Here is a 25,705-nt window from a genome sequence, read left to right as displayed (position 1 = left end):
CCTACCTGCTGAGAAGCGCTGCGATCTCGGCCTTGATGAAAGCCTGATCGCGCGGATTGTTGACGGGGTTGCCGGCGCGATGGCCGTGCAGCGACGGGATCGGATGCAATACCGCCGATTTCGCGCTGGTCAACCGGCCGAGCTCATCTTCGTTGTCGCGGACGTCGAAATAGCGATCGGTCGCACCGGGCATCAGCAACATATGTGCCTTGATCGCGGCGAGCGCGCGGCCGAAATCGCCACCGAATGCGGCGCAGCGGCTGACATCGCCATTCTGCCAGATCTCGATCTGCGCCAGGAGATCGTTGGCGTCGCGTCGCGCAAAGGCGGCATCCCAGCCACGCACGAGATAATCTTCGAGCGAGGTGAAACCGGCGTCGCGCCAAATCTCGTCGCGATAGAAGCCGTGCGACATCGCCCAGCCGGCATAGACACGTCCCATCGCGCGGTAGCCGGCGACGGGCTTCTCGACGAAGCGGCCATCGCGGAAGGCGGGATCGGCGGTCAGGGCGGCCTTCACGCTTTCCAGAAAGACATGATTATAGGGCGCGCAGCGCGCGCTGCCGCAGACGATCGCTGCGCGCTCCACCATATCAGGGTGCAGCGCCACCCAATGATAGGCCTGCATACCGCCCATCGACCAGCCATAGACCAGCGCGAGCTTCGAGATGCCGAAACATTCGGTGAGCAGCCGGTGCTGGACCGAGATCGCGTCGTGATAGGTGACCTTCGGGAACGGCGCGGCGGTATTCGACGGCGATGAGGACAGGCCGTTGCCGAACAGGTTCGGTATGATGATGAAGTAGCGTGTTGGATCGAGCACGCCGTCGGGCCCGATCAGCCATTCGGTGTCGACGTGCTGCGCGCTGAAGGAGGTCGGGTAGAGGATGACGTTGTCCCTGGCCCGGCTCAGCGTTCCATAAGTCTTGTAGGCGAGCTTCAGCCCGGGAAAGACGGTGCCGGACTGGAGCGTGACGTCGCCGGCCTCGAATATCTCGTAATCGCTCGCTGCCGTCATGGGCCAAACTCCCGCTCACGCATCGCAAGGCGTGCGGCGTTTGGCAATGCACCGATCATGCCGAATCCACCAGCGCGCCATCGCGCCCGCACTCAATAATGTACTTATAGTACAGTTATTCTGGCGCGGCAAGCGCTCCCAAACCGGCATGTGACTCAGGCGATGGCCGCCAGATAGCGTGCGACCGAGGCAGCAAAAGCGGCCTTGGCGCCTGCGGCGACGTTGCGGCCCCACCAGGCGCCATAGATGCGGTCGAAGGCGAGCGGCTCGACGGCAGATGCGATCCGCCGCACCGCGGCGGCGTTGAGCGGCATGTAGTTGGGGTAGGAATACATGAAGCTGACGAACCGGCGATCCATCGTCACCTGCGCGATATCGCCGGTGAGCAGCGCGCCCCTGCCGTCCGCACCATGCCGCCAGTGCAACACGGTGGCACCGGCGAAATGACCGCCGGTGCGCAGCAGCAGCACGTCGTCGGAGATGCGGTGGTAATCGCCGGTCCAGTGCACGATCGATGCATGCGGCCGCGTCACCCATTGGCGATCATCTGCGTGTAGATAGACCGGCACGCCGCCGAACGCCTCGCTCCAGTCGGCGAGCGCGCCATAATAATGCGGATGCGAGATCGCGATCGCCTTCAGTTCGCCGAGCGAACGCACATGCGCAATCGCCTCTGGTGTTGCCAGCGGTATGCAGTCCCACATCATGCAGCCGCCGCTGAGCGGGACCAGCAGCGCGCGCTGGCCGATAGCGAAGCTCGGCTCGAGCGAGAGGCCGGTCAGGCCGAGATCGTCGCGCCAGACGACGCCGTGGCGTTCTGCCAGCGCCTCGCGCGTCAGGAAACTTTGCCCTTTCCAGCCCACAAACTGCCGTTCGTCCTCGCAGATCGGACAGGATGCGGGCGGACGTCCGCTGTCCGGAAATTGCGCGCCGCAGGTTTCGCAAGTCCAGAGTGGCATGGCCGAGATCCTGATTGAGACAGTCGCAAGTATGACATGACGTCGCGGTCCTGCGATCGCAAGGGCGATCGGAACCAACGCGACGAGCGCAGGTTAGGTTCTGGTCCGCCCGGGCATCTATGGGCCCGAACCCTCCGCCTCATGCGAGATCCTATTCGATCGGCAGCATTGCGTTCAGCGTCTCGATGACATCGCGCCCTTCACCGTCTCGTATCTGGCCCCTATTCGCGCTCAACTTCTTCATGGCCGACATGCAGTCGGGCATCGGGCCGTTCGTCGGCGTCTTCCTCCAGGAGCGCGGCTGGGCGAGTGGATTGATCGGCACTGCACTGACGATCGGCAACGTCGCGGGCATGTTGATCACCACCCCGATCGGCGGCTTAATCGATTCCAGCCGCAACAAGCGCATGTGGGTCGTCATCCCCGGCATCTGCGTGGTGCTGGCATCTGCAATCATCCTGATCTCGCAAAATTTCTGGGCCGTCACCTTTTCCCAGGTCGCCCAATCGCTGGCGAGCGCCGCGATCGTGCCAGCGGTGACAGGCATCACGCTCGGCATCGCCAAGCAGAAGGGCTTCAACGCGCTCAACGGCCGCAATCAGGCATTCAACCACGCCGGCAACATGGTCGGCGCCGCGCTGTCGGGCTATCTCGGCTACAAGTTCGGCTATGTCGCCGTGTTCGTGCTGGCGGCCATATTCGGCGCGATCGCGATCGCCTGCGTGCTGATGATTCCTGCCAAGGCGATCGACGATCGCGCCGCGCGCGGCAGCAAGGAGGACGATTCCAAAGCTCCGCCGGATGCGATGACGATGCTGCTCAAGCACAAGCCGCTGCTCGTGTTGGCACTCGCGCTCGCCCTTTTCCATCTCGGCAATGCCGCGATCGTGCCACTCTATGGACTTGCGGCAGTGGCCGACGGCCAGGCCAATGGCCCGAGCTTCGTCGCGACCACTGTCGTGATCGCGCAGGGCGTGATGATCGTGACCTCGCTGATCGCGATGAAGGCCGCGAGCAAGCGCAATTACTGGCCGGTGATCCTCATCTCCTTCATGTTCCTGCCCATCCGCGGCGTGCTCGCTTTCTTCGTCACGGGATGGTGGGGCGTCGTGCCGATGCAGGTGCTCGACGGCATCGGCACCGGACTCCAGACCGTTGCCGTCCCCGGCATGGTCGCGCGGTCGCTTAACGGAACCGGTCGCATCAATCTAGGCCAAGGCGCGGTAATCACGGTGCAGGGCGTCGGCGCGAGCTTCAGTCCCGCGCTCGGTGGCTGGATCGCGCAATGGATCGGCTACGGCCCGACGTTCCTGCTGCTCGGCAGCTTTGGGCTAGCCTCGATGGCGCTGTGGCTGGCGTTCGCCGCGACGGTGAAGAAGTATTGAGGGCGCATCTCCGCAATGACGATGTGGAAACGCTGTTGTTCCAAGGCTGACCGTGGAGTCGCGGGGCTCCCTCACCCGGGATTCTCTCTCAAATTCCAGCTCTCCCGGCACGCATGGAGAGGCGAAAAGCGCGTTCATGTTCCAAAATTCTTCTGGATCGCCTTGTCGAGCGTGTCGCCGCCGACGAAGCGCTGGCGCAGCTCCCGCTTGAGCAGCTTGCCGCTCGGATTCTTCGGCAAGCTATCCACGAAGATGACGCGCTTGGGCACCTTGAAATGCGCCATCTGGCCGGCGCAATGCTTGATGACGGCCTCTTCGTCCAGCGTCTCGCCGTTCTTGACCACGATAATCGCGGTCACCGCCTCGATCCAGCGCGGATCGGGCAGGCCGACGACGGCGACCTCGGACACAGCGGGGATGCGGTAGACCATTTCCTCGACCTCGCGGCTTGCGACGTTCTCGCCGCCGGTCTTGATCATGTCCTTGACGCGATCGACCACGGTGATGTGGCCCTCGTCGTCGACGGTCGCGAGATCGCCCGAGTGAAACCAGCCGCCTGAAAACGCCGCCGCGGTCTTCACCGGATCGTTGTAATAGCCGGAGAGCAGATGCGGCGAGCGGTGCACGATCTCCCCGACCTCACCCACCTTGACGTCCTCCATGGCAGTGTTGACCACCCGCGTCTCGACGTTGAGCACCGGCTTGCCGGCCGAGCCGGCCTTGCGCAACTGATCCTCCGGTCGCAGCACGGTCGCGAGTGGCGCAATCTCGGTCTGGCCGTAGAAATTCCAGAATCTGACGTTGGGCAGGCGGCGCTGCAGTTCGAGCAGCACCTCCACCGGCGTGATTGAAGCGCCGTAATAGCCCTTCTGCAAGCTTGACAGGTCGGTCTTGTCGAAATTCGGCGAGCGCAGCATCGCGATCCAGATCGTCGGCGGCGCGAAGAACGAGGTGATCTTGTGCGCCTGGATGTGCGCCAGGATGTTGTCGGCGGTCGGCTTGCCCGTGATCACGCCGGAAGCGCCGAGATAGATTTGCGGCCCCAGAAAGACGTCGAGCTGGGCGCAATGATAGAGCGGCAATGCGTGCAGGAACTTGTCATCCACGCTCATGCCGCCGTCGATGATGCAGCTAACATACTGCCACATCACGGCTTCATGGGTCAGCATCGCGCCCTTGGGCAGCGATTCCGTGCCGCTGGTATAGACGATTTGTGCGAGATCGCGGCTGTCGACCGACGCGTCCAGGAACGAGCCGTCGGCATGCAAGATATCATCGAAGGTGGTGAGGCCCGAAGGTGCCGTGGCCGGATCCTCGCCCGGCACCCAGATCATCTTCTCGACGGCGCAATCCTTGGCGCTGGCCGCGCGCCCTGGCTCGACGAAATCAGGACCGGTTGCGAGCAGCTTTGCCCCAGAACTCTTCAGGATGAAGTTGATCTCGTCCGGATTGAGCATGAAGTTGATCGGCACCAGCACGGCGCCGATCCGTGCCACGGCAAAGCGAAGCGCCGCGAAGGCGTGCGAATTGCGCGAGAGCACGGCGAGACGGTCGCCTTTTTTGACGCCGAGACGGACCAAGCCGCGGCCGAGCCGGTTGCAGATCATGTCCATCTCGGCAAAGCTCCAGCTCACATCGCCGCAGCTCACCGCGAGCTTGCTCGGCTCGCGGCCTGCCGACCGACGTAGGAGATCGCCGATGGAATGCTCGCGGGCTTTCGCGATGGTGGCTGCGGTATCGCTGGTCATTTCCGTCCCCTGATTTGCGATCTGCGCGGAGCCGGCCCGAACAGTCGTCACGCGGGTTGCATGCGCACGCTTCCCATGTTTGCGCAAACCGTAGTTGGCGCGATCGCCCGCGTCAATTCAGCCGGTGAGCGCGGCGCCGTTACGCAAGAATTGGCACTTCAGAGAGGCAATCTGGGCTGGTGCACCAATTATAAATATCAGAGGAAATGCCATGTGTCGGATTATGCGTGCCGCTTTCGCGGCCGGACTCGCCGTGCTCGCGACCAGCCCGTCTTCTGCCCAGCAGGCACCGCTCAAGATCGGCGTGCTCTCCGACTTCTCCTCCGTCTATTCCGACATCGGCGGCATGGGGAACGTCGAGGCCACCAAAATGGCGATCGAGGATTTTGGCGGACAGATGTTCGGCAAGCCGATCGACCTGGTCTCGGCCGACGTGCTCAACAAGCCCGACGTTGCCTCCACCATCGCCCGCAAATGGTGGGAGACCGAGGGCGTCGACATGATCATCGACCTGCCGACTTCGGCCACTGCGCTCGCGGTGATGGAGCTGTCGAAGCAGTACGAAAAGATCATGATCGTAACCGATGCGGCCAGCTCCGACATCACCGGGAAATCCTGCTCGCCTTACACCGCGCACTGGACTTACGACACCTATTCCAACGCCCACACCGTCGGCAGCGCCATCGTCAAGAACGGCGGCGACAGCTGGTTCTTTCTCACCGCGGACTACGTGTTCGGCCATTCCATCGAGCGCGACACCGGCGAAGTGGTGAGGGCGGCTGGCGGCAAGGTGCTCGGCAGCGTCAAGCATCCGCTCAACACCGCGGACTTCTCGTCATTCCTGCTCCAGGCCCAGGCCTCCAAGGCCAAGATCATCGGGCTCGCCAATGGCGGCGGCGACACCATCAACGCGATCAAGCAGGCCGGCGAGTTCGGCATCGTCGCCGGCGGCCAGAACCTGGCGTGATGTTCATCTCCGACGTGCACAGCCTTGGGCTCAAACTCGCGCAGGGGGCTGATCGTCACCGAGGCCTATTACTGGGATCTCAACGACAGGACCCGCGCCTTCGGCAAGCGCTTCCTGGAGCGCGTCAAGCGCATGCCGACGATGAACCAGGCCGCGACCTACAGCGCCACGCTGCATTACCTCAAGGCCGTGCAGGCCGCGGGCACGAAGGACACCAAGACGGTCATGGCCAAGATGCGCGAGCTGCCGGTGCGCGACGCCTTCACCGACAACGGCGTACTGCGAGAGGACGGCCGCATGGTGCACAGCATGTACCTGTTCCAGGTGAAGAAGCCGGAGGAATCGAAGGTGCCATGGGACTACTACAAATTGCTGGCCGAGGTGCCCACCGACCAGGCGTTTCGGCCGTTGAAGGACGGTGGCTGTCCGCTGGTGAAGTGAGGCTCGCGGCAAGCATAGAACCCGTCGGTCGGCCTCAGTTCGTTCGCAGTGACGCTGAGGTCGGCCGCAGCGGTGCCGTCGCGGACCCTGTCGGGGTCAGGTCAGCTCGTCGCCCCGCGCCAGCATATCGTTCAGCATCGCCTCGGCCTTGTGCTGGAGCGGCCGCGCGCCGCTCTCGGAGGCGATCGCGATGCTGGCGCGCAGCGCGGCGAGGACGGCGGCCTTGCCTTCGGCGCTGGACGCCGGCGTCACCACGGCTTCGCCAAGCAGGGCCTCGGCCTCGAGGCCCGAAAACCCCTGCTGGCGCGCCGTGTTGCGCGCCTCGCGCAGCATGTTCTGCGCAGTCCCGGCATCGCCGAGGCGCCAGGTCGCCAGCGCCAGGTAGATCGAGCTGCGCAGCACCGCCGAGGTATAGCCGACCGCCTTCGCCTCCTCGCGCGCCTCGGTCAACATGCCCCGCGCCCGGTCGAACAGGCCCTGGTCCAGATAGGCCATGCCGAGATGGCAGGCGAGCACCGGCACGAACAGCCGGATGCCGTGCTTCTGCGCGAGGACAAACCCGTCCTCAAGGATGGAAGCGGCGGCTGCCGGATCATTCTGCCCCAGCTTCAGCCAGCCGCCGCTATAGGCGGCTGCGACGCGGTCGTAGGGACGACCCGTCTCCCCCGCTATCGCAGCGGCCTCACGCTGGAGCTGCTCGGCGACATCGAGCTCGCCCATCACGGTGCGGGTGATGCTGTTCATCATGCAGCAAAGGAGGAGCAAAGATCGTGGGGTCGTGCCGATCGGAGCACTCGCTGTTGGACTCGCGAGATGGGCGCGGGCCGTGGCCAGCATCTTCTCGGCGTGATGGTAGCGGCCGGAAAGAAAATAGGCCTGCCCAAGACCATATTGGGCGAGGTTGCGCCAGCCGGGATTGCCCGAGCTTTCGGCCAGATCCACCACGTCTTCCCCGATCGCGACAGCTTCGACCGGCGCTCCATAGAAGTTCTGTGCGCCCGCCCTCATGGTCATGGCCGCGACCTTGCGCTCAATGTCGTTGATCGCATCGGCTCGCCGTTCGGCCTCCCTTCCCAGATCCAGGGCTTCCGCGACGCGCCCAGATCCGGCAAAGGCCAGACGTGCTTCCATTCGGATGTCAATGGCGTCCACCTCTCGCGCGTGCGTCATTGGGGTCTTGTCGAGAGATCCCATCGCAATCTCGAAATAGTCGACCGCGCCGGCATAGGCCGAGCGAACCAGGCATTTTCGAGCAGCGCTCCTGCCATGCTCGAACGCCTTCTGCCAGTCCTTTGCTCGCGTCGCGTGATAGCAGAGCGTATCCGGATCGTCGGCCCATGCCTCGTCGCCTTCGAGGGCGGCAAGTATGCTGGCATGGATGCTTTCGCGCACCTTCTCGACCATCGAATCGTAGGTCACCTGCCTGACCATCTCGTGCCGAAATTCGAGCGAGTCCTCCAACTCACTGTCGATCTTGACCAGCAATTCGGCCCGGTCGAGTGCGGCGAGGCAATCCTGCAGGACTTTTTCCGGCAGGGCCGCTACTTTCCGCAACATGGCTTGGTTGGCCCGGCGTCCGAGCGCCGCGGCGATCTGAAGAAGTGACCTTTCCTGCCGAGACACGCGATCGAGCCGTGCCGCGATCACACCTTGAATGCTGCTGGGAATGCCGAGCTCGTCCACAGGACGCACAACGGAAAGATCACCCCACTGGCCAAGAAGCAGGCCGCTGTCCTTCAGACTGCGGCAGACCTCCTCGATGAACAGCGGAACGTTGGCCGTGTGAGAGATGATCCGATTCTTCAGGTCCGTATTCGAGGTAGCGGGGCCAAGCATCTCCGCGAGCATGGCCAGACCCGAATCGTCGTCGAGAGGCCGCATCGCCACGATCTCCGCCTGACAATTTGCGATCCACACCGGCATTCCGTTGGGCCGCGTCGTCAGCAGCACAAGCAAATCGGGGCTTTGCAGCCCGGAGAGGGTGGCCACAATCGTGTCGCTGGCCCGATCGATCCAATGCAGGTCTTCGATCAGAAGGACGGTGCGTTGGCGACGGGCGACGCTCGCGACGATCGCGCAGCTCGCGTCTGAAATCGCGCGGCCGCGGGCGTGAGGCTCCAATTCGTCCCATTGCGGATCGGAAATCGGTAAGTCCAGGACCGCATCGATGGCGCGCTGCTGCACCACCGGCAACGCGCCTCTGGGATTATCCGTCCTGGTCTGATCCCTCCCAGCTGCATCAAATACCGACAGCAACAAGCGCTTGAGGGCGCTGTACGGAGCGCCCTGGAGATTCGGGCTGCACTCGGCATCGATCAGCCGCCAGCCGCTGGCTCGAAGGTCCTGGGCGAACTCATGTGCGAGCCGCGACTTACCAATGCCGGCATCCCCCATCAGCAGAACCGTTTGCCGGCCGGCGGCGACCCTTTCCGTCGCGCGCCATAGCAATGCCCGCTCCGTCGTGCGGTCGACGAAACGGGAAACGCTGCGCGCACGTCGGACCCGCCAGCTCGACAGATCGCTCGCGCCCATGATCCGGTACACGGGCATGGGCTCGCCAAAACCACGGAGCGCTTTTCGGCCCAGGAATTCAAAGCGCACATGTCCGTCCGCGAGCTCCTGGCAGGCTTGCGAAACATAGATCTGGTTCGCCTCGGCCGCGGCTTCCAGCCGGGCTGCCAGATGCTGGGCGGCTCCGCCGATCTCATAGACTTTGGAAAATTCGCTGGCGACCATGTAGGCCACTACATGGCCTGAGTGGAGGCCAACCCGGACCTGAAGCCCCGGGTCCCCCAGGCTGCCGACACGCCGGACAAGTTCGATGGCTGCGTGGCACGCTAGCGGGGCATGGTTGTCGTCGGCGATCGGAGCGCCGAATACCGCGGCCAACCCGTCGCCCAACTCTTTACTGACGATGCCGCCAAACTGGCGCACCGCGCCTCTCATCGCCGCAAGAGCCGGTTCGAGACGCGACACCGCCGCCTCGGGCTCCAGCTCGGCAACAAGTCCCGTGGAATCGACGACGTCAGCGCGCAGAATGGTCACAAAGCGTCGCTCGCTGTCGGGATCAACACGCTCGCGCACCGCCGCTCCGCATTTGGAGCACCAGCTATCGCCGGGATCAATCGTCGACTGACACGCGAAGCAATGCATTTCAGCCCCTTCAACGAACTGCCTCGGCAGTCCCGCTTCCAACGCCTGCGAGGCGTTTGGCGTACATTACCCATAGAGGAATGCATGGCAATCGGGCTTGCGCGATACGCGATGTTACCGGATCGTGGCTCTCTGGACGAAGTGCAGTCGTGGGTGGTAGCGTGCCTGCACACAACGAATGTGTGATCGGCGGCAGCGTGACGCGTATTTCGGCCGCCAGCACCAAGTTTTGACAACAGGCATATCGGGGAAAGAGGCGATGGCCGGACTGGTATATAGCGGCAAGGCATTTCGAGACTTGATGAACAGAAATTACTATCCCCTGGCGAACATGAAAAAGAGCGTCGCCAAGCTCAAGGAATCGGACGACATCGATCTGCCGACGCTGGAATATGGCCAGTACCACCTGATCCTGAACCCGCCATCCAAGTGGCCGCAGGGAAGCGCCAAGTACTGGCACAAGGAGAAGGGCCGGGCCCGCGTCGACCTCAGCACCCAGCCGAACACGGCCCCGCTGTCCAAGGACGAGCCCGGTGTCATCCCTCTGACGCGATGCGATCTGCTCGATGCGTGCGTCCGGAAATGTTTCAATTCCGAACCGCCGATCCCGATGAAGACGAACATCATCACGCACAAGGCGAGCGATGCCTATGCGCACCGCCACGAGATCCGGCTGGAGTGGGAGTACAGGAATGGCGAGGACAAGGCGCCGACGCTGCTCTATCTGACGATGGTCTGTCCGCACCGATCGTGATCTTCAGAAGCATTCTTCTTGGTTCAAGAACCCATTGCCGCCCGCGCGACAGGCGCGCGGGCGCCTTATTGCGACTGACGCCACTCGCCCAAGGCCTGCCGTCCGGCGCTCTACCCCTTCGAGCGCATGCCCCCGTGACAACGTCGTTGCCAGCATGGCGTAGCCGAGAGCTGGCGCCACGGCGGCAACGCGTCGCGCCTGTCCTGGCCGCCGTCATGGGCCTGTCGCACGAAGATGCTCGGTTACGCCTCACTGTTCGCGCGAATCGCTTCCTCAGAAGTCGTCGTGCGCCGTGACAGGAGCGGCCAATGCCCGTTGGACTGTTGGAGGTTGAAGGTACGATTGATGTCGGCCAGTTCTGGCCGGAGGGGCGGTCGGACGCCGACACCACCAAGGTCGTGGTGGCCATCGCGCCGGACGCGACCCGCTTCCGCAAGAACGACTCTTCGCCATTCCAGCCGACCCACGCCTTCGGGGGCGCCAAGGTCAAGGGCCGGACCACAACGGCACCGATCAAGAACGGCAAGCTCACCGTCCGCCTCCAGGGCATCGACGCACCGGAGCTGCACTACCAGCCCTCGCCTCTCTCGACGGCCGAGAAGAAGGGGCTGACGGAGGCCAAGCGGCAGGCCTATCACGAGGTCACGCATTCCTACCGGCAATTCCTCGGCGCCACCGCCAGCAAGGTGCTGCACGATTTCCTCAGCCGTCCCGGCGAAGTCACCCTTCCCTGCCGCGTGTTCACCCATGTCGATGCGCCGAACGAGGTGTTCGACACTTATGCGCGGCTGGTCGGCGACATCGAGGTGACGATTGGTGGCGAGACCATCGACATCAATCACTGGCTGGTCGAGCAGGGCTTTGCCTATCCGACGTTCTACTCCTCGATGAATGAGGACGAGATCAGGGCCTTCCTCGCGCTCGCCAAGACGGCGCGCGCGAAGAAGCTGCCGGTCTGGAAACATCTCGCCAAGACGATTGGCGCCTTCGACTTCGGCCTGCGCGAGCCCAGGGCCGGCGAGACCGCTGTGCTCGCGACCGACAAGGGCCCGGTGATCCTGCCAAAGCTCTACCGCCGCTACACCAACTGGTCGGCACGCAAGAAGGCCAAGATCGCGAGCCAGACCTTCCAGAAGTTTTTGGGCGAAGGCTCCGGTGGCAAGCCCGACACCTGTTACGAGATCGATGACTTCCTGGCGAACGGCGTGCACTCGGCGACGCCGCGCAATTTTGCGGAGTTCGTCGAGGGCGGGAAGACCATCAAGTTTCAGCCGGAGGGGCTGGTGTTTGGGGAGGCGCCGTCGACGCTGGTGGGCGCGGACGGGAAGGTGGTTAGGGAATTTTGAGGGGCGGGCTTTAGCAAACAAACATTTACTGAACAAAAATGGCCCGCTTCATGCGGGCCATTTCGTATCAGATCTGGTCAATCCGAATTTGGTTGCGGGGATAGGATTTGAACCTATGACCTTCAGGTTATGAGCCTGACGAGCTACCGGGCTGCTCCACCCCGCGTTAAACACTTGCTTTGCCTTCGCCAAAGGCCGGGGACGATCGGTTGAGGCCGGCGCTGTTCGCGTGGCTTGCTTCGTCCGTCCCAAAGGCTTCCTTGGAAGGCGACCCGGGGCAAAGCCCGTCGGGTGCGGGGCGTATGTAACAAGGCGGGCCGCCTTTGGAAAGGGCTGCGGGAACGTTTTTTTTCGACTTTGTGACATGCGGATGGACCGGTTTTGGGGCCGCTTGGCATGCACTTGCCAGGAGTTCCGCATAGAGCCAGCTTGGCCGCAGCAAAATCAGGGTGCATCGTCATTTTTGGGGAATGCTGCCAGGACCGTGCCTGGACCACCCCTTGGACAGTCCCTGACAAACACCCCGCTGTGCAGGCACTGGAGGATGCCTTTCGTGCCATGGTCGCGCGGGCGCGGCCGAGCCGGGTCGCGGCGGCCGCGGGACGCAATCTGATGCCTGTTGCTTTGTCCGGGACGAGATCGGAGTAAAGCTCTCGCGCGCCAATAGCGCAGCGTAACTCAATTCAACAAGAACCCGCCGTCCACCGTCACCACACTGCCCGTCATGTAGCGCGAGGCGTTCGACGCCAGCAGCAGGATCGCGCCGTCGAGATCGGACTCGGCGCCGACGCGGCGCTGGGGGATGCGCTTGGTCAGGCGCTCGCCTGCGGGCGTCGACCAGAAGGCGTGGTTCATCTCGGTATCGATATAGCCGGGCGCGAGCGCGTTGATGCGGATGTTCTGGCCCGCAAGCTCCAGCGCCATCGCCTTGGTCGCTTGGAGGATGCCGGCTTTGGAGATCGCGTAAGGAGAGACCGCCTTCAGCACGCCGGTGCCGAGCACGGAGGCGATGTTGACGATGTTGCCCGGCTGCTTGCGCGCAATCATGCGCCGCACCACTTCCGTCGCGAGAAAGTAGGCGCCCTTCAGGTTGGCGCCGATCACGGCATCCCAATCAGCCTCGGTCTGCTCGGTCGCGAGCTTCTCGATGGCGATGCCGGCATTGTTAATCAGCACGGTGACAGGCCCGAGCGCGGCTTCCGCCGCATCGACCGCCCTGGCGATCGACGCGGTATCGGTGACGTCGAGCGCGACAGCCGCGGCGCGACCACCCGTGCCGCGGATCTCTTCTTCCAGGCTCTTCAGCTTGTCGGTCTGCCGCGCCGCAAGCGCGACGGATGCACCATGCGCCGCCAGCACCCGGGCAAATTGCCGCCCCAGCCCCTGGCTCGCGCCGGTCACGAGGATGGTTTCTTTACTGACGTCGAATAGGTCTGCCATGACGATTTCCTTGGGCGTAATCCCTGAGCTTTTGAAGCCATCAATACAGACGATTTTAGCGATCTGAAACCGGAATGATCGGCTTGGCGTTCATTCGTTCCAGCGCAGCAGCGTTCGCCGAGGTGGGCTCGCAGGCATGAACAGTTTCGATCTCGCGGTCTATTCGGCACCCGCCATCGCGGTCGGCCTCGGTTTCAGGACCGGGCTGCTGCGCAGCGCCATGACCATCCTCGCCTATCTGCTCGCCGCGCCGATGGCGGTGGCGCTGATGCCGCTGATCGCGCCGCAGATCGCAGCCAACGCGAATTCACCGCTGCTCCAGAACTGGATCTGGTTCTTCGCCATCTTCGTGGTGATCGGCATGCTGCTCGGGCATATCGGCCGCACCGCGCTGAACGACACTATCGGCGAGGCCGGCATCGGCGACCGGCTCGGCGGCGCCGCGCTCGGCACCATCAGGGTCGGCCTCGTCGCCACCACGCTGGTAGCGGTGTTCGACCAGATCGTGCCGGCCAACCGCCAGCCGCCTTTTCTCGCCGGCTCGCATCTGCGCCCGCTGTTCTCGACGGTAGGACAGATGGGATTCAAGTCGCTGCCGCCGGAGGCGGCTGCCGCGATCGACCGCCTCAAGCAGGAGCGGCGCATCTGAAGCGCGATAAGATCGCGCTTTGTTGTTTGGGCATGATCTCTTCGGAAAACCGCGATAAATTCTTCCGGACCATGCCTGCGCATTTGCATCGCCGCAACGCGCGCCATGCATTTTGAAGCGGGCCCGTCCCTTATCAGCAGCGTCGAGGTTGGATAGAGTAGCCGCTGTCCAAAACCAATCTGACATTACGGGAGTGAAACAGTGGATCTTGGGATCAAAGGTCGCCGCGCCATCGTCTGCGCATCCAGCAAGGGCCTCGGGCGCGCCTGCGCCATCTCGCTGGCCGAGGCCGGGGTTCATGTCACCCTAACCGCGCGCGGTGCCGAGGCCTTGAAGAAGACGGCCGACGACATCCGCAAAGCCTATCCCGACGTGACCGTCACCGAGATCGTCGGCGACATCACGACGCCGGCAGGCCGCGAGGCCGTGCTGAAGGCCTGCCCCGAGCCTGATATCCTGATCAACAATGCCGGCGGCCCGCCGCCCGGCGATTTCCGCAACTGGACTCGCGACGATTGGATCAAGGCAATCGACGCCAACATGCTCACCCCGATCGAGCTGATCAAGGCGACGGTGGACGGCATGATGGCGCGCAAGTTCGGCCGCATCGTCAACATCACCTCGGCCGCCGTGAAGGCGCCGATCGACATCCTCGGCCTTTCCAACGGCGCGCGCGCCGGCCTCACCGGCTTCATCGCCGGCCTGTCGCGCAAGACCGTGATCAACAACGTCACCATCAATGGCCTGTTGCCTGGCCCGTTCGAGACTGACCGCCTGACGGGCACCGCCAAGGCCGAGGCCGACAAGCGCGGCGTCACGCCGGAGCAGATCCTGGCCGAGCGCGCCAAGCAGAACCCCGCCGGCCGATTCGGCCAGCCCGACGAGTTCGGCTATGCCTGCGCCTTCCTGTGCGGCGCCAAGGCCGGCTTCATCACCGGGCAGAACATTTTGCTGGATGGCGGCGCGTTCCCGGGGACGCTGTAGTCGCGCATCTCGCTCTCCCCGTTCTTACGGGGAGAGCACTCTCCGTCTCACCGCTGCTTGGTCGGCTCGTCTTCGTCCTGCTGACTTGGAGCCGAGGAATCAGCGGTGGTGCGCTCGTCGGTCCAGTCGATGCCGAATGCGTCGAGACCGTCGGCGAGCAGATCGCCCAGCATGGGCTCGCCGAGCAGATAGCGCACCGTTTCGCGGCGCGGACTGCGATATTCACTCCGCGCCTCCACTGCGCGGGTGCGCAAATCGTCCCAATCATCGATCGTGCCGTCGCCGCGGCCGAGCCAGGTCAGCGCGACGAGATCGAGCTGCTCGTCCTCGTTCAGGGCAATCATGAAGCTCCCGAGCTCTTGGACGACGGGATCGGAGCCGTCGTCCTCGAGAACGTCGAGCGCATCGTCATCGCTCGGGTTCGAGCCGGAATCCGGATCGGAATCGCCCTCCTTGACGTCCAATTCGCGCGCCTTCTCAATGATGAAAGCGACTTTTTCAGCGGATATTGCAAGCTCTGGCATGGCTCCTCCTCCGGTTCCCGCGATAACGCCGCATCGCGTCAGATGATCCATTGCGCTCCATGGCGGAAGGCCGCATGTTTCGGCACCAAAACAAGAACATGGGAAGGCGCCGATGCGGTGGAAGGTGGGCAGGGTCAAAATCACGAAGGTGGTGGAATTGGAGACGGTCGGCTCGACCCGCTTCATCCTGCCGCTCGCAGGGAACGCAGAGATCCAGAAGTTGCCGTGGCTGATCCCGCATTTCGCCACCGAAGAAGGCCGGCTGAAGATGTCGATCCATTCGCTGGTGGTGGAGACGCCGACGCGCCGGATCGTGGTCGACACCGGGCTCGGCAACGACAAGCAGGGCCGCAACGTCCCAACCTGGAATCATCGCAGCACACCATTTCTGGAGACGATGACAGCGGCAGGCTTTGCGCCTGACAGCATCGACACGGTGCTGTGCACGCATCTTCACGTCGATCATGTCGGCTGGAATACGACGCTGGTCGACGGCCGATGGGTGCCTACATTCCCGAAGGCGCGGTACGTCTTCGGCAAGACCGAATACGAGCACTGGCGCGACCACTCCGCTGAACCGGACAAGGCAGCGGTGTTCAATGATTCCGTGCAGCCGATCATCGATGCCGACAGAGCCGATCTTATCGCGAGCGACCACCGGCTCTGCGACGAGATCAGCATCATCCCGACGCCAGGCCACAGCCCCGGCCATATGAGCATCCTGATCCAGTCCGACGGCGAGCAGGCTCTGCTCACCGGCGACGTCGCTCATCATCCTTGCCAGATGGCGCATCTCGACTGGTCCTCGACCGCGGATTCCAACCAGGCGCAATCGGCCGAAACGCGGCGCGACTTGTTCGGCCGCTTTGCCGACACGCCGACGCTGGTGATCGGCGGGCATTTCTCGGCCGGGCATATCAAGCGGGATGGAGATGCGTTCAGGTTTGTGGCGCTGGGGTGACGGTACTCCTCATGGTGAGGAGCGCGTCTTCGCGCGTCTCGAACCATGAAGGCCCCGCCCGCGGCCATCCTTCGAGATGCCCGCCTTCGACGGGCCCTCAGGATGAGGGGGTGTAATGCGGAAACGCCCGGCAGTGAGCGGTTGAATTTCCCGCCGCCCTGTTCCATGAAGCTGTTCAACCGATCGGTCCATTCCCAGGGAGAAACGAGAATGAAGCTTGTTCGTTATGGCGAGAAGGGTGCGGAAAAGCCCGGCCTGATCGACAAATCCGGCCAGTTGCGCGACCTGTCGGCGCATGTGAAGGACCTGACCGGTGAGGCCTATGCGCCGGAATCTCTGAAAAAGCTGGCGGGCCTCGACCCCGCCTCGCTGCCCGCGGTGTCCGGCAAGCCCCGCTTCGGCGCACCCGTCACCGGCATCTCGAAATTCGTCGCCATCGGCCTCAATTACAGCGACCACGCCAAGGAGACGGGCGCTGCAATCCCGACCGAGCCGATCATCTTCATGAAGGCCAACACCTCGCTCTCCGGCCCGAACGATCCGGTCGAGAAGCCGCGCGGCTCGACCAAGCTCGACTGGGAAGTCGAGATCGCCGCGATCATCGGCACCCGCGCCAAATATGTCTCGGAAGCCGACGCGCTGAACTACGTCGCCGGCTATTGCGTCTGCAACGACGTCTCCGAACGCAACTTCCAGACCGAGCGCCTGGGCCAATGGACCAAGGGCAAGTCGCACGACACGTTCGGCCCGCTCGGCCCATGGCTCGCCACCAAGGACGAGATCAAGGACGTGCAGGAGCTCTCGATGTGGCTCGACGTCAACGGTCAGCGCCGCCAGACCGGCTCGACCAAGACGATGATCTTCTCGATGGCCAAGTGCGTCTCCTACGTCTCGCAGTTCATGACGCTCTTGCCCGGCGACATCATCACCACGGGCACCCCGCCCGGCGTCGGCCTCGGCATGAAGCCGCCGACCTTCCTCAATGTCGGCGACGTCGTCACGCTCGGCATCGAAGGTCTCGGCGAGCAGCGCCAGGAGATCATCGCGGCGTAGGCGTCTCCGCCTCATCCTGAGGAGCGCGCAATGCGCGTCAAGGATGCGCCAATAACACGGTCACTCGACGCATTGGCCGGGTGACGAGAGAACGCCTCCCATTCCATCCTTCGAGACGCGCGAAGAGGCGCGCTCCTCAGGATGAGGCTTGTATGTTTGGATAGAGGTTATTCAGATGAAACTCACCTTCTCCCCCGCCTCGCCCTTCGCCCGCAAGGTGCGCATCGCTGCGATCGAGCTCGGGCTGATCGACAAGATCGAGCTCGTGCCCGCAACGGTCGCGCCGGGCATGGCCAACGAGGATTATTCGCGCATCACGCCGCTGAAGAAGCTGCCGGTGCTGATCACCAACGACGGCGACGTGATTTTGGACTCCTACGTCATCGTCGAATATCTCAACGAGATCGCCGGCGGCAGCCTGATCCCGGACTACGGGCCGCGGCGCTGGAAGACCAAGACCAACCACTCGCTGCTCAACGGCATGCTCGATTCCATGCTGCTGTGCCGCTACGAGAAGATGGTGCGGCCGCAGGGCCTGCAATGGCAGGCATGGTCGGACGACCATTGGAACAGGGCCTGGACCGGCATGGCACGCTTCGAGAATATGCCAGAGGTTCTGAACGGCCCGTTTGACATCTCGCAGATCGGCCTCGTTTGCGTGCTCGGCTATGCCGACTTCCGCTTCGCCGATTGCGGCTGGCGCAAGGCCTATCCGAAGCTCGACGCCTTCCATCAGAGAATGCTGGAGCGGGCTTCCGTGAAAATCTCGGCGCCGCCTCCGGCATAATTCGCAGGAGCTCTCATGAGCCTCAAATACTCCGTCGGCGAGCTCACCATCCATCGCGTCATCGAGCAGGAAGTCCCGTTCTTCCCGGCGCTGGAGTTCATTCCCGGGCTGACGGCGGAGGTGCTGGCCGAGAACCGGGCATGGATGCGGCAGGCCAAGGCACTGGACGAGCAGGACACGCTGATCCTGTGCTTCCAGTCCTACGTGGTGAAGACGCCGCATCACACCATTCTGATCGACAGTTGCATCGGCAACGACAAGCCGCGGCCGCAGCGGCCGAAATGGCACATGAAGACCGACGACACGTATCTGCGCGGGCTCAATGCTGCCGGCGTATCGGTGGACGACATCGACTTCGTGATGTGCACGCATCTGCATGCCGATCATGTCGGCTGGAACACCCGGCTCGAGAACGGCCGCTGGGTGCCGACCTTCCCCAAGGCGCGCTACGTCTTCGCTAAGCGTGAGTTCGACTACTGGACCGAGCAGAATGCGAAGGCGGAGATCCCGCCCTTTGCCGACAGCGTGCTGCCGGTGGTGGAGGCGGGGCGCCACGAACTCGTCGGCAGCGACCATCAGATCGGCGATCACATCCGCATCCTGCCGACGCCGGGCCACACGCCGGGCCATGTCGCCTTCACTGCCGGACGCGGCAAGGACGATGCGGTGTTCTCCGGCGATCTCATCCACTCGCCGTTGCAGGCGCTCTATCCCGAGCTGTCGATGAAGTTCGACGTCGATCAGGCGACCGCGGCGAAAACGCGCCGCGGCTTCCTGGAGCGCTATTGCGACACCGACACGCTGTGCTGCACGGCGCATTTCCCATCGCCGTCGGTGGGCAAGATCAAGCGCAAGGGCAGCGGCTTCGTCTGCGCGGCGGCCTAGCGGAACGGCCTCTCTTCACATGCCCGGGCTTGTGCCTGGCATCTAGGTTCTTACAATCAACGGCAACGAAGAACGTAGATGGCCGGGACAAGCCGGGCCATGACGAGGAAGCGCCTATGGCCGATCTCCCCGACATCCCGCTCCCCGCGGGCATCCGCGCACGCTATGTCGATGGCATCAACGGCTTGCGCATGCATGTGCTGGAAGCCGGGTTCGAGACCGGGGGCCGGCCCTGCATGCTCCTGCTGCACGGCTTTCCCGAGCTGGCCTTCTCCTGGCGCAAGGTGATGCCGGTGCTAGCTGGGGCGGGCTATCACGTGATCGCGCCGGACCAGCGCGGCTATGGGCGCACGATGGGATGGCGCGCCGAGTACGACGGCGATCTCGCGCCCTTCTCGCTCTTCAACCTGGTGCGTGATGCGCTCGCCCTGGTGGCGGCGTTCGGCTACCGGCAGCTCGATGTGGTCGGCCACGATTTCGGCAGCGCGGTCGCGGCCTGGTGCGCCCTGATCCGACCCGACGTGTTTCGCTCGGTGACGATGATGAGCGCGCCGTTCGGCGGACCGCCGCCGCTGCCTTTCAACACAGTCGACACGCCGGCAAAGCCCGCGGCCGAAGACGCCGTTCATCGCGAGCTCGCAGCGCTGCCGCGTCCGCGAAAACACTATCAATGGTACTATTCGACACGCGCAGCCAACGCCGACATGCACTGCGCGCCGCAGGGCGTACACGATTTCCTGCGCGCCTATTATCATCACAAGAGCGCGGACTGGTCCGACAACAAGCCGTATCCGCTGGCGTCATGGTCGGCGAATGAACTGGCGAAGCTGCCGACCTACTACGTGATGGACCTGAACGAGACGATGGCCGAGACGGTGGCCAAGCAGATGCCGTCGCCGGCCGCGATCGCCGCCAATCAATGGCTGCCGGATCGCGAGCTCGCCTACTACAGCGCCGAATATGGCCGCACCGGATTCCAGGGCGGGCTGCAATGGTATCGCTGCGGCACCTCGGGCGCTTTCAATCGCGAACTGCAATTGTTCTCTGGCCGCAGCATCGACGTGCCCTCCTGTTTCATCTCGGGCAAGCAGGATTGGGGCACCTATCAGCGCCCCGGCGCGTTCGAGGCGATGCAGGCGCGCGCGTGCACGAAGATGCTCGGCTGCCATCTCGTCGATGGCGCCGGTCATTGGGTGCAGCAGGAGCAGCCGGCCGAAGTCAGCCGGTTGTTGCTGGACTTCCTCGCCAAGGCCCGCACCGGCTGATTTGACCGGGGAACCGCGGCGGCCTATAGTTTAGAATAGTTCTAAACTAATGGCAGGGCCGTCGTGAAGAACTTTGCCGACCTGACCGAGCGCGAGGTGCTTGCGGTCGCGATTTCCTCCGAGGAGGAGGACAGCCGCATCTACATGACCTTCGCCGAGGACTTGCGCGAGCGCTACCCGGACACGGCCAAGATCTTCGAGGAGATGGCCGAGGAGGAACGCGGCCACCGGCATCGCCTGCTCCAGCTCTACGAGGCGCGGTTTGGTACGCATCTGCCGCCGATCCGCCGCGAGGACGTGAAGGGTTTCCTGCGCCGGCGCCCGATATGGCTGACCAAGAACCTGCCGCTCGACACGATCCGGAAGGAAGTCGAGACCATGGAGCTTGAAGCCGAGCGCTTCTACGCGCGGGCTGCCGAGCAGGCCGAGGATGTCGGTGTGCGCCGCCTGCTCGGCGATCTCGCCGAGGAAGAGAGGCATCACGAGAACCGGGCCGTCGCGCTCACCGACGAGATCCTCAAGCCCGACGTGCGCGCCGAGGAAGACCGCACGCGGCGGCGGATGTTCGTGCTGCAATATGTGCAGCCGGGCCTCGCGGGCCTGATGGACGGATCGGTCTCGACGCTCGCGCCGCTGTTTGCGGCAGCCTTCGCCACGCATCAGAACTGGCAGACGTTTCTGGTCGGCCTTGCGGCGTCGATCGGCGCCGGCATCAGCATGGGCTTTGCGGAAGCGCTCTCCGACGACGGCTCGCTCACGGGGCGCGGCTCGCCCTGGCTGCGCGGCCTCACCTGCGGCGCAATGACGACGCTCGGCGGGCTCGGCCACACCGCGCCCTATCTCGTGCCCGACAGCTGGGCCAACGCATTCTGGGTCGCGACCGCCATCGCCTGCGTCGTCGTGTTCTTCGAATTGTGGGCGATCGCCTTCATCCGCTCGCGCTACATGGACACGCCGTTTCTCCAGGCCGTGTTCCAGATCGTGCTCGGCGGCGCCATCGTGCTGGCGGTCGGGATCGTGATCGGGGCGGCGTAGTAGCCTCACCCTCGGTTGGCCGGACGATGACGCTGGAGAGAGCTTGGCGACGCCCGAGACGCTTACTCCTGCACTCTCTGCTGCAACCGCGCCATCGCGATCCCGTCCCGCGCCAGCTGATCGGCACGCTCGTTCTCCGGGTGCCCGGCATGGCCCTTGACCCAATGCCAGCGGACCTCGTGCTGCTTCAGCGCGGCATCGAGACGCTGCCACAGTTCGACATTCTTCACCGGTTTTTTGTCGGCGGTGCGCCAGCCGTTGCGCTTCCAGCCGAAGATCCACCCCGTGATGCCCTGACGGACATATTGGCTGTCGGTATAGAGATCGACCGTGCACGGCCTCTTCAGTGCTTCGAGCGCGGAGATCGCCGCCATCAACTCCATCTGGTTGTTGGTGGTGTGGCGCTCGCCGCCGTTCAGCTCCTTCTCCTTGTCGCCGAACTTCAGGATTGCGCCCCAGCCGCCCGGACCGGGATTTCCCGAGCAGGCGCCGTCGGTATAGATCGTGACGTTGGGACGCTCGCTCACGCCACCAGTCCTGACGGCATCAGCCCATAGTCGCGCACGCTCGTCACGCTCTGGTGGAAGCGCAGCTTGCGGACATATTCCAGCGGATCCTTTGGCCGCACCAGCGCGCCCGGCGGCACGTTGAGCCAGTCGACCAGCCGCGTCAGCAGGAAACGGATCGCAGCGCCGCGCGCGAGCAGCGGCAGCGCCGCCTCTTCGGCTTCGGAGAGCTTTCGCACCCGGCCATAGGCATTGAGGAAGGCGCGCGCCTTGGTGACGTTGAAGGAATGATCCGGCTCGAAACACCAGGCGTTGAGGCAGATCGCGACGTCATAGGCCAGTATGTCGTTGCAGGCGAAGGTGAAGTCGATGATCCCCGAGAGCCGGTCGCCGAGAAAGAAGACGTTATCGTTGAAGAGGTCGGCGTGGATCACGCCCTCCGGTAGATTGGTGGGCCAGACCCCGCTCGAGAGATGATCGAGCTCGGCGGCGAGAAAAGCGCGCAGACCCGGCTGCACCTCGTCGGCGCGGCTTGCGGCGGCATCGAACAGCGGCCGCCAGCCCGCGACCGAGAGCGCATTGGCGCGCTTGATCGCAAAGTTGGCGCCAGCCAGGTGCATCTTCGCCAGCGCCTCGCCGACGCCGGCGCAATGGGCCACATTCGGCTTGCGCGGCCACATGCCCTCGAGAAAGGTGATGATCGCGGCCGGCCGGCCCGCCAGCTCGCGCAGCGCCTCGCCGTCCCTCGCCTTCACCGGCAACGGGCAGTTGATGCCATGCTCGGCGAGATGCGTCATCAGCGCGAGGAAGAACGGCAGGTCGTTCTTCGCCACGCGCTTCTCATAGAGCGTGAGGATGAACGAGGCCTGCGTGTTTCCCTGGCGCGTGTGCAGCAGGAAGTTGGAGTTTTCGACGCCCTCGGCGATGCCCTTGTAGGAGAGCAGTTCGCCGAGATCGTATTGCTTCAGGAAATCCGCAAGCTCATCGGCGGCAACGTCGGTGTAGACCGCCATGCAGATTTACTCTGCGGCGGCTTCGGGGCGCACCGAGCGCGGCAGCGGGAAGAACTCGTTCTCTTCCGCGGCCGAGACCGTCTCCACATGCAGCGTGTAGCGCTCTGCGAACGCGTCCATGATCTCCTCGACGATCACTTCCGGCGCGGATGCCCCCGCGGTGATGCCGAGGCTGGCGATGTTGTCGAACTTGCCCCAGTCGATGTCGGCGGCGCGCTGCGCCAGCACCGCGGTCTTGCAGCCCTCACGCTCGGCGACCTCGCGCAGGCGCTGCGAGTTCGACGAGTTCGGCGCGCCGACCACGATCAGGGCGTCCACCACCGGCGCCACCTTCTTCACCGCGAGCTGGCGGTTGGTGGTGGCGTAGCAGATGTCTTCCTTGTGTGGCCCGTTGATGTTCGGGAAGCGTTCCTTGAGCAGCGCCACGATCTCCGCCGTGTCGTCGATCGACAGGGTGGTCTGGGTCACGAAGGCGAGGTTGTTGGGGTCCTTTGGAGTGATGGTCTTGGCGTCCTCGGCGGTCTCGATCAGGGTCACGGCGCCGACTGGAAGCTGGCCGAGGGTGCCGACCACTTCAGGATGATGGGAGTGGCCGATCAGGAAGATCTCGCGGCCCCGCTTGAAGTGGATCGCGGCCTCGCGGTGCACCTTGGTCACCAGCGGGCATGTCGCATCCAGCGAGAACAAATTGCGGGACTGGGCATCGGCCGGAACCGACTTCGGCACGCCATGGGCCGAGAACACCACTGGCGCGGTGGTATTCTCAGGGATTTCCGCGAGCTCCTCGACGAAGATCGCGCCCTTCTTCTTCAACCCATCGACGACGTACTTGTTGTGCACAATCTCGTGGCGAACATAGACGGGAGCACCGTATTTATCGAGCGCCCGTTCCACGGTGTCGATCGCCCGGACCACCCCGGCGCAGAAGCCGCGGGGAGAACAAAGCACGATCTTGAGGTCTGGTTTGGCTGACATTGAGCGATCTCGGGACCGAATCACCCGTTTCGCCTTCTGGCGGGGGGCGGTCGATGGATGGATTGGGCTTTAAAACAGTCTGCCTGGACTTTACAGGCACTTCAGAGGGAATTGGGCCCCCTTTCGGGCGCTGTCAAGGCACTATCTATAGCAGAACCATTGCGTGGCTACCCCCTCCGGGCTTATATAGCGCGAATTCCCTGTCATCGCTGATGACCACCGGTTTCGCCTCCAGAGGGGTGGGCGAAGCACAAAGGAGATTTGCCATGAGCAACGCACCTCTGATGCCCAAGGCGACCGCCGTCTGGCTGCTCGACAACACCGCGCTGACCTTCGACCAGGTCGCCGATTTCACCAAGATGCATCCCCTCGAGGTGCGCGCGATCGCCGACGGCGACGCGGCCCAGGGCATCAAGGGCATGGACCCGCTCTCCAACGGCCAGTTGACCCGCGAGGAGATCGAGAAGGGCGAGAAGAACCCGGACTACCGGCTCCGCCTCCAGGAGAGCAAGGTGGTGCTGCCGCCCCAGCCCAAGCGCAAGGGCCCGCGCTACACGCCGGTCTCGCGCCGCCACGAGCGCCCGAGCGCCATCCTCTGGCTGCTGCGCAACCATCCTGAGCTGAAGGACGCCCAGATCATGCGTCTGGTCGGCACCACCAAGAGCACGATCGCGAGCGTGCGCGACCGCACCCATTGGAACACGTCGGCGCTGACCCCGATCGACCCTGTCACTCTCGGCCTGTGCTCGCAGATCGAGCTCGATTTCGAGGTGCAGCGCGCAGCCAAGGAAAAGCCGATCGACGCAGCCTATGGCGGCGCCACGCTGCTGCCGGCCTCCGAGACCACCCGCAAGGACGAGTACGAGCCCGCGCAGAAATCCAGCGACGACCTCAATGTCGACGCGGTATTCGCCAAGCTCAAGACGCTCGGCGGCAAGAAGCAGGAGAACGAGCAGGAGTAGGCTCACTTCCCTGCACTGCATCCGGTTCGAACGCGGCGGGAGCGATCCGCCGCGTTTTTGTTTGCGAGGGGAACTTTCGCGACGCCTCTGCCGGGAACGATGCGGCCGACCTCGCATTGTTTCCAGCGCGGAGGATCAGCGATGCGGGACGACGAAGATCATTTTGCGTTGATGCTGGGACGCGCTGTCCTGGCAGCGTGGGGCGACATGCCCCGGGATATCCAGGAAGCCTTGTTCGAGATTGCCGTCAGAGACCGCCCTGGCGATCGCGACGACCTGGCGAAGCTGCTGCATGATCGGCATCCGCGGACGGTGCACGCCGGCTAGCCGCGTCCCGTGTGTTCACATTCGCCGATGTGACGGCGCCAACCGCACCGTCAAGGTCAGCATCTCCTTCAGCTATTTGTAGCGCGTTGTTGCGCGAGTCAACGTCGGAACAGAGAGCGGACAAGGATTTCGACTGCTGCGTTGCAGGCGCATCATGGGAGACGTGAATGCGAGCAAGCGGCGCGGCACGATAATTCCGGGTCGGCACTCACGGCCGTTCGGGATGGTTCAGCATGTATTCGCCGAGATCACGCTGACGGCGATCGGCACGCGCGGTGGCCGCATTGCGCTGGACATCACGATCCTTGCGGCAGGCCACGTATTCCGGCGAGCCCTGCGCATAACCGCGGCTCTGGCACACCGCGTCGTCATCGTCGCCGCCGACCGCTATAGGCGTCTGGTAACGCGCGGAGCAGGCGGAGAGTGCGATGGCGAGTAGGAAGATGGCGCCATACTGCGCGAGCTTGGCTGACATTGATCGGTCCTGTCTCATTCGTCATTGCCGGGCTTGACCCGGCAATCCATCGAAATCAAGGCAATTGCCTGCTCATTGATGGATGCCCGGGTC

At 63.8% G+C, this 25,705-nt stretch carries 23 protein-coding genes, 1 tRNA gene and 1 pseudogene; 14 read left to right on the top strand and 11 right to left on the bottom strand.

Features of this window, described 5'->3' with window-relative positions; all coding sequences use genetic code 11:
• Position 1 precedes the first annotated feature (1 nt).
• Complete coding sequence (locus IVA87_RS22160) at positions 2–1,018, bottom strand: alpha/beta fold hydrolase (protein WP_247334974.1); 1,017 nt, start codon at positions 1,016–1,018, stop codon at positions 2–4.
• A gap of 155 nt (positions 1,019–1,173) precedes the next feature.
• Positions 1,174–1,977, bottom strand: a complete 804-nt coding sequence (locus IVA87_RS22155; RefSeq protein ID WP_247334972.1) for an MBL fold metallo-hydrolase — start codon at positions 1,975–1,977, stop codon at positions 1,174–1,176.
• 185 nt (positions 1,978–2,162) lie between these two features.
• On the opposite strand from IVA87_RS22155, the gene IVA87_RS22150 reads away from it, so the two are divergent.
• A complete protein-coding gene (locus tag IVA87_RS22150) occupies positions 2,163–3,362 on the top strand; it encodes an MFS transporter (RefSeq protein ID WP_247294518.1) in 1,200 nt (399 codons plus the stop codon).
• Positions 3,363–3,496: 134 nt separating this feature from the next.
• Here IVA87_RS22150 and IVA87_RS22145 read toward each other — a convergent pair whose 3' ends face one another.
• A complete protein-coding gene (locus IVA87_RS22145; protein WP_247334970.1) occupies positions 3,497–5,110 on the bottom strand; it encodes an acyl-CoA synthetase in 1,614 nt (537 codons plus the stop codon).
• Positions 5,111–5,321: 211 nt separating this feature from the next.
• On the opposite strand from IVA87_RS22145, the pseudogene IVA87_RS22140 reads away from it, so the two are divergent.
• A pseudogene (locus IVA87_RS22140) lies at positions 5,322–6,518 on the top strand (ABC transporter substrate-binding protein).
• A gap of 96 nt (positions 6,519–6,614) precedes the next feature.
• On the opposite strand, the gene IVA87_RS22135 reads toward IVA87_RS22140, so the two are convergent.
• The gene (locus tag IVA87_RS22135; protein WP_247334968.1) at positions 6,615–9,671 is read right to left on the bottom strand and encodes an AAA family ATPase; all 3,057 of its coding nucleotides are present in this window, start codon (positions 9,669–9,671) and stop codon (positions 6,615–6,617) included.
• Between the two features lie 259 nt (positions 9,672–9,930).
• Here IVA87_RS22135 and IVA87_RS22130 point away from each other — a divergent pair, with 259 nt between their 5' ends.
• Positions 9,931–10,425, top strand: a complete 495-nt coding sequence (locus IVA87_RS22130; protein ID WP_247277917.1) for a hypothetical protein — start codon at positions 9,931–9,933, stop codon at positions 10,423–10,425.
• A 308-nt stretch (positions 10,426–10,733) separates the two neighbouring features.
• Positions 10,734–11,771: a thermonuclease family protein gene (locus IVA87_RS22125; protein ID WP_247334964.1), complete on the top strand. Its 1,038-nt coding sequence runs from the start codon at positions 10,734–10,736 to the stop codon at positions 11,769–11,771.
• Between the two features lie 89 nt (positions 11,772–11,860).
• Here the strand turns inward: IVA87_RS22125 and IVA87_RS22120 are convergent.
• Together IVA87_RS22120 and IVA87_RS22115 are read right to left on the bottom strand one after the other, a co-directional pair.
• A tRNA-Met gene (locus IVA87_RS22120) sits at positions 11,861–11,937 on the bottom strand.
• Positions 11,938–12,449: 512 nt separating this feature from the next.
• Positions 12,450–13,211: an SDR family oxidoreductase gene (locus IVA87_RS22115; RefSeq protein ID WP_247294508.1), complete on the bottom strand. Its 762-nt coding sequence runs from the start codon at positions 13,209–13,211 to the stop codon at positions 12,450–12,452.
• Positions 13,212–13,347: 136 nt separating this feature from the next.
• On the opposite strand from IVA87_RS22115, the gene IVA87_RS22110 reads away from it, so the two are divergent.
• Together IVA87_RS22110 and IVA87_RS22105 are read left to right on the top strand one after the other, a co-directional pair.
• Complete coding sequence (locus IVA87_RS22110) at positions 13,348–13,860, top strand: CvpA family protein (RefSeq protein WP_247334962.1); 513 nt, start codon at positions 13,348–13,350, stop codon at positions 13,858–13,860.
• A 201-nt stretch (positions 13,861–14,061) separates the two neighbouring features.
• Complete coding sequence (locus tag IVA87_RS22105) at positions 14,062–14,844, top strand: SDR family oxidoreductase (RefSeq protein WP_247294506.1); 783 nt, start codon at positions 14,062–14,064, stop codon at positions 14,842–14,844.
• 47 nt (positions 14,845–14,891) lie between these two features.
• Here IVA87_RS22105 and IVA87_RS22100 read toward each other — a convergent pair whose 3' ends face one another.
• A complete protein-coding gene (locus IVA87_RS22100) occupies positions 14,892–15,368 on the bottom strand; it encodes a DUF3775 domain-containing protein (RefSeq protein ID WP_247294505.1) in 477 nt (158 codons plus the stop codon).
• Positions 15,369–15,480: 112 nt separating this feature from the next.
• On the opposite strand from IVA87_RS22100, the gene IVA87_RS22095 reads away from it, so the two are divergent.
• The 6 genes from IVA87_RS22095 to mbfA all read left to right on the top strand — a co-directional run bounded on the left by IVA87_RS22095 (position 15,481) and on the right by mbfA (position 21,354).
• Entirely contained in the window at positions 15,481–16,329 is an 849-nt protein-coding gene (locus IVA87_RS22095; RefSeq protein WP_247334961.1) for an MBL fold metallo-hydrolase, read from the top strand.
• Positions 16,330–16,539: 210 nt separating this feature from the next.
• Positions 16,540–17,382 (top strand): fumarylacetoacetate hydrolase family protein, encoded by an 843-nt coding sequence (locus tag IVA87_RS22090; protein WP_247294503.1) that lies wholly within the window; start codon positions 16,540–16,542, stop codon positions 17,380–17,382.
• 175 nt (positions 17,383–17,557) lie between these two features.
• Positions 17,558–18,169 carry a glutathione S-transferase family protein gene (locus IVA87_RS22085; protein WP_247294502.1) on the top strand — a complete coding sequence of 204 codons (612 nt, stop codon included), beginning with the start codon at positions 17,558–17,560 and terminating at the stop codon, positions 18,167–18,169.
• A 15-nt stretch (positions 18,170–18,184) separates the two neighbouring features.
• The gene (locus IVA87_RS22080; protein WP_247294501.1) at positions 18,185–19,054 is read left to right on the top strand and encodes an MBL fold metallo-hydrolase; all 870 of its coding nucleotides are present in this window, start codon (positions 18,185–18,187) and stop codon (positions 19,052–19,054) included.
• A 116-nt stretch (positions 19,055–19,170) separates the two neighbouring features.
• The gene (locus tag IVA87_RS22075) at positions 19,171–20,319 is read left to right on the top strand and encodes an alpha/beta hydrolase (protein WP_247294500.1); all 1,149 of its coding nucleotides are present in this window, start codon (positions 19,171–19,173) and stop codon (positions 20,317–20,319) included.
• Between the two features lie 63 nt (positions 20,320–20,382).
• Positions 20,383–21,354, top strand: coding sequence for an iron exporter MbfA (gene mbfA, locus IVA87_RS22070; RefSeq protein ID WP_247294499.1), 972 nt, complete (start codon positions 20,383–20,385; stop codon positions 21,352–21,354).
• Between the two features lie 62 nt (positions 21,355–21,416).
• Here the strand turns inward: mbfA and rnhA are convergent, their stop codons facing one another.
• The 3 genes from rnhA to ispH are packed head-to-tail and all read right to left on the bottom strand — an operon-like array spanning position 21,417 to position 23,848.
• Positions 21,417–21,881, bottom strand: coding sequence for a ribonuclease HI (rnhA, locus tag IVA87_RS22065; RefSeq protein ID WP_247294498.1), 465 nt, complete (start codon positions 21,879–21,881; stop codon positions 21,417–21,419).
• Positions 21,878–22,873: a homoserine kinase gene (locus IVA87_RS22060; RefSeq protein WP_247334960.1), complete on the bottom strand. Its 996-nt coding sequence runs from the start codon at positions 22,871–22,873 to the stop codon at positions 21,878–21,880. Before IVA87_RS22060 ends, rnhA begins: the two co-directional genes overlap by 4 nt.
• Positions 22,874–22,879: 6 nt before the next feature.
• Positions 22,880–23,848, bottom strand: coding sequence for a 4-hydroxy-3-methylbut-2-enyl diphosphate reductase (ispH, locus tag IVA87_RS22055; protein ID WP_247294494.1), 969 nt, complete (start codon positions 23,846–23,848; stop codon positions 22,880–22,882).
• Positions 23,849–24,114: 266 nt separating this feature from the next.
• On the opposite strand from ispH, the gene IVA87_RS22050 reads away from it, so the two are divergent.
• Together IVA87_RS22050 and IVA87_RS22045 are read left to right on the top strand one after the other, a co-directional pair.
• On the top strand, positions 24,115–24,810 hold the full coding sequence (locus tag IVA87_RS22050) for a cell cycle transcriptional regulator TrcR (RefSeq protein ID WP_247294491.1): 696 nt from the start codon (positions 24,115–24,117) through the stop codon (positions 24,808–24,810).
• Between the two features lie 141 nt (positions 24,811–24,951).
• Entirely contained in the window at positions 24,952–25,137 is a 186-nt protein-coding gene (locus IVA87_RS22045; RefSeq protein WP_247294489.1) for a hypothetical protein, read from the top strand.
• 208 nt (positions 25,138–25,345) lie between these two features.
• On the opposite strand, the gene IVA87_RS22040 is transcribed toward IVA87_RS22045, so the two are convergent.
• Positions 25,346–25,612 (bottom strand): hypothetical protein, encoded by a 267-nt coding sequence (locus IVA87_RS22040; RefSeq protein WP_247294487.1) that lies wholly within the window; start codon positions 25,610–25,612, stop codon positions 25,346–25,348.
• Positions 25,613–25,705 lie beyond the last annotated feature (93 nt).

Origin of the sequence: Bradyrhizobium sp. 147 (assembly GCF_023073935.1) — a bacterium.
In the GTDB taxonomy this organism is placed as follows: Bacteria; Pseudomonadota; Alphaproteobacteria; order Rhizobiales; family Xanthobacteraceae; genus Bradyrhizobium.
Note: the sequence above shows the minus strand (reverse complement) of the source record. Positions and strands in the feature narration are given on the sequence as shown.